The following is a 3,914-nucleotide window of genomic DNA, read 5'->3' as shown; positions in this document are numbered from 1 at the left end:
GCCATGCAGTTGCGCCAAGACCAGATTGACTACCGCAACTCTCTTAACGAGACCATCGCCACCACCGCGAAGTACGCCGACGCGGTGATCCTGCCGGCCAATGCACTGGCCCAACTGACCGAGGAAGAGAAAAAGGCCTACATCGAGCGCCTGCGCCTGGCCGAGAACCACTACCGCAAGGTGGCCGAACTCCAAAGCCGGGACGACATGGAGAAGAACGGCCCGACCGCTGCCGTCTCCCAGGAAGCCCTGGCCGCCCAGCGCCGGGCTAGCGAGTTCCGCAAGGCGCAGGCCGACGTCGAGGACGCCCACCACGAACGCGAGGCGGCCGAGGCGCGGCACAACGATGCGGTGACCAAGATCAAGGCCGACCAGCAAGCCAACATCCAGAAGGCGCTGGCGGCCGAGGTGCGTCTCTACGAAGAGGCGACGAAGAAGGTGGAGGCGGCGAACAAGAAAGCCGCCGATGCCATGAAGAAGCGGGTGGACATCAACAAAGAGTTCGCCCAGCTCAGCAAAGACCTGGCCAACCCGCAGAAGGATGGCCCGGCGACCGTCGCCGACGTCACCACCCTGAAGGCCGGTGCACGCCAAGACGTCCAGAAAGGCGACTCGGCCGAGGCACTGCGCAAGGTGCGCCAGGCGGCTGCGATCCTGCGCGAGCTGAAGGAAGCCGGGGCCAACACCTACGGTTTCGCCGGCATGGCCAAGGAACTGGGGCAGATTGCCGACCAGGCCGCACGCATCGACGAGACCAAAGCCGACGTCGAGAAGATCGACGCCCAGGGCTCGGTGGACGAGATCAAGGCGCGCATGGATGACCTGCTGGCCAAGGCCGAGGCATTCAAGCGCATCAACGTGGAGTTCGCAGGCTTCGAACAGTCGGCGGCCCAGTTGGAAGCCCAGGCCGTCGCCCTGGCCGAACGCCTCAAGCAGTACATGACCATCCCCGTTAACTACATCGGCGCTGAGGCAGACGCGCAGAAGGGCGCCAACAAGGACGCCAAGAACATCCTGGAGCCGAAGCCGATCAAGCGCGCCGCTGGCGGCTGGATCGACGGGCCAGGCTCGCCCACCAGCGACAGCGTCACGGTCCACGCCTCGCGCAATGAGTACATGATCCAGGCGCGCGCCGCCATGCGCCTGGGCGCGGCGAACCTGGAATACATGAACCGCACGGGCGAGCTACCCGCCAGCCGCGCCGCCCTGGTGCCAAGCATCCCGCAACTGCCCGACAGCTTCAGCCGTATAGGCGAGCGCCAGCCGCTCAACCTGGCGATGCCCTGGGGCGGCTCCTACGCCCTGGAAGGTTCGGCCAGTGAAGTGGCCCGCTTCCAGGAAGACCTGGAGCGCGTGCGAACCAAATTCATTGGAAGCAAGCGATGAACGACGTAACTCCCCTGATCCTGGGCGGCATCGAGCTGACCAAGGACGATGGCGCGATTCGCCAGAGCTACGCCCCAGCGGATGGCGGAAGCGCAGAACTGCGCATGGCCGATGGCCTGCTCATCAAGCAAACGCACTGGCGCAAGACCGTCATCAACACCAGTGCCTCCGGCTACATCGATCCGCCGTGCGCGTTCCTGGACTACTCCCGTCCCCTGGACCTGTGGTGCATCGAGCCGCAGGCAGCATCCGGCAAGACCAACGAGTTTCAGCTCCCCCCGGCCGCTGCCCGCCGCCCTGACGTCGAGCCCTGGGCCTGGGTGTGGGTCAATGGCAATTGGCACGCCGCACCGCTGACGCTCCAGGGTGACCTGGCCATCGTCGAGGCGGTGCCGGGTGCACGCCAATACCGCGTGTTCTGGCTACCTCGGTTCGTGGTGTTCACCGCCGGCATCGTCAGCGAGTTTGACGAGCTACGGGGCACCTATGACTGGTCGTTTGAGGCGAGGGAACGGTAATGCTTCTGAACGCATCGCCCCTCAATACAACCCTGCTCAACGGCCGCCGCAACACCACGCGAAAACCCGAGGTCATCACGCCGGCCGACAGCACGCGCTGGCGCCTGCGCCTGGTGCTCAACGGCCAAGACCTGTCGCACCGATTGACTGGCACCGTCACCATTGACCGGGACGCGGGCGCCGCTCGCGTGCTCACCATCAGCCTGGTGCCCGAGTCTGGCGCACTCGACCTGGACGTGCTGACCGGCAAGCCGGTGCAGCTGTGGCGCCAACGCCTGGAAGGCGTCGCCGTGGTCGCGGAACAGCTGCGATTCACTGGGGTGACCCTGCGGCCGCGCTACAACCCAACCTCGGCGGTGCTGACCATCACGGCCAGTTGCGACCTACAGAACCGCGTCGAGCTGATGACCATCGAGCAAATCGACGCCCTGGTGCCGGGCGTCTGGTCCGCTGCTGTGTTCGGGGAACTGTCCAGCCACTGGCAGTACGCCCAGGATCGCGCGTCAACCAGACCCCAGCACCTGGACTGTGCTCCAGACGGCTCTATCCGCGTGACGCCCTGGGCGGCGGCAGCGGCGCCGCACTTCGTGTTCCCGGCCGGCGCGGTGATCGACCGCAGCTTTGACGTCCAGCCGGCCGACGCGGGCCAACTGGTGAACCGCGCCGAGGTCGAAGTCGAGTACCGCTTCACCCGTCTGCGGCACCGCGAACACCGCTACGAATGGGCCAACCCCGCCGGGAATTTCTGTTCCTGGTACGTGCGCACCTTTGAGCTGCCGACCCACAGCATGCTGGCTGAAGCCCTGGAGCAAGCGGACTGGGACCTGATTGGCGACGTCAGCAGCACCGACCTACCGCCCGACATGGTGAACCCATGCGGCATGGGCGGTGGCTGGTACAACAGTTTTACCGAAGACCCGCACATGCTGGGGTTCAGTGTCGCGGTGGCACGGCGCACAGCGCAGACCCTGACCGAGAAATACACTCTCACGCTGCTGGCCAGCGGCTCGATAGCCACCTTTGGCGAGCGGCCGGCACGCGAGCGGTACAGCGACGACGTGGATTACGACAGCCGTAGCTGGGAGACGCTGCCGGTTGACGGGCGTCCGGCCGGCGCCGTCCAGGATGACCTGGGCGACTGGATCATCGACAAGGACGACGGCGCCCGGCGCCTGGACGCGCTCAACGCCGCGCTGTCTCGCGAGTGGGTCAGCATCCTGGAGAGTCACCGCCGCACGCGCGTTGTGTTTGACACTCCCATCACCGACCAGGTGCTCGACACCATCCACACCGCCCGCGTCGAAGTGCTGGGCACCCTGGCCCAAGGGCGCATTGCGCGTGTCCAGGAAGAGTGGGACATCGACGCCGGGTCGGAGATCGCCACCGTCGAGCTGGCTATCAGCCGTGGCGGCGCCGCGATCCAGGGCACGCCCCTGACGCCCCCGGCGCGGCCGCACTTCGATCTGGGGCCGGCCCCCACCAGCAGCACCACCCTGGCTACCCAACTGGGCGGCGACACCCTGAGCCCGGCCTACAACGAAGACCTCGACGGGTTCGCGGGCAATTACTCGGTGATCCTGCCGGGGAGCGAGCAATGCCCCCGGCGCCTGCAAATCACCACGCCCGACATCGAGGCGGCCTACCGCGACCCCAGCGACGGCGAGAAAGCCGCCTCCTACCTGGTCGCCATCCCCACTGACCTGCTCGTTACGGAGGTCCTATGAGTGATTCCGAACTACTGCGCACACTACAGGCACTGGTCGGCCCCGAAGGCCGGAAGTCCCTCAACGTCCTGGAGCCCCGAGGTGCGCTATCTGGCAAGCGCGTGAGCATTGCCTACACCAAGCCCAAGACCGGCACAGGCGGCGGCATTGCAAGCCCGCTGATAGAGACGAATGGAGCGCTGCGCACCTGGTGGCCGAATGGCCCCATCAGCACCGATGGGCTGATTGTGTTTCCGGCCATCAAGGCGCTGAAGTTGCAGGACGCCAACAGCGCGATGGTCGATGT

Annotated in this window: 4 protein-coding genes; all 4 read left to right on the top strand. The window is 66.1% G+C overall.

Annotated elements, in window-relative coordinates:
• On the top strand, positions 1-1,386 hold a 1,386-nt coding region (locus tag DMX10_RS32895; protein WP_158545645.1), incomplete at its 5' end, for a hypothetical protein.
• Positions 1,383-1,904 (top strand): hypothetical protein, encoded by a 522-nt coding sequence (locus tag DMX10_RS31875; protein ID WP_111264842.1) that lies wholly within the window; start codon positions 1,383-1,385, stop codon positions 1,902-1,904. The genes DMX10_RS32895 and DMX10_RS31875, both read left to right, overlap by 4 nt.
• Positions 1,904-3,628, top strand: coding sequence for a hypothetical protein (locus DMX10_RS31870; protein WP_111264841.1), 1,725 nt, complete (start codon positions 1,904-1,906; stop codon positions 3,626-3,628). The genes DMX10_RS31875 and DMX10_RS31870 overlap by 1 nt, the downstream gene beginning before the upstream one ends.
• A partial coding sequence (locus tag DMX10_RS31865; protein ID WP_111264840.1) for a hypothetical protein occupies positions 3,625-3,914 on the top strand: 290 nt, incomplete at its 3' end. The genes DMX10_RS31870 and DMX10_RS31865, both read left to right, overlap by 4 nt.

This window comes from Pseudomonas sp. 57B-090624, from assembly GCF_003234055.1.
GTDB lineage: Bacteria > Pseudomonadota > Gammaproteobacteria > Pseudomonadales > Pseudomonadaceae > Metapseudomonas > Metapseudomonas tohonis.
This window is presented reverse-complemented; position numbering and strand designations above follow the sequence as displayed.

What these genes read in the sequence shown, in the direction of transcription:
- DMX10_RS31875 (WP_111264842.1), top strand. Translation starts at nt 1,383, where the DNA reads ATGAACGACGTAACTCCCCTGATCCTGGGCGGCATCGAGCTGACCAAG.
- DMX10_RS31870 (WP_111264841.1), top strand. Translation starts at nt 1,904, where the DNA reads ATGCTTCTGAACGCATCGCCCCTCAATACAACCCTGCTCAACGGCCGC.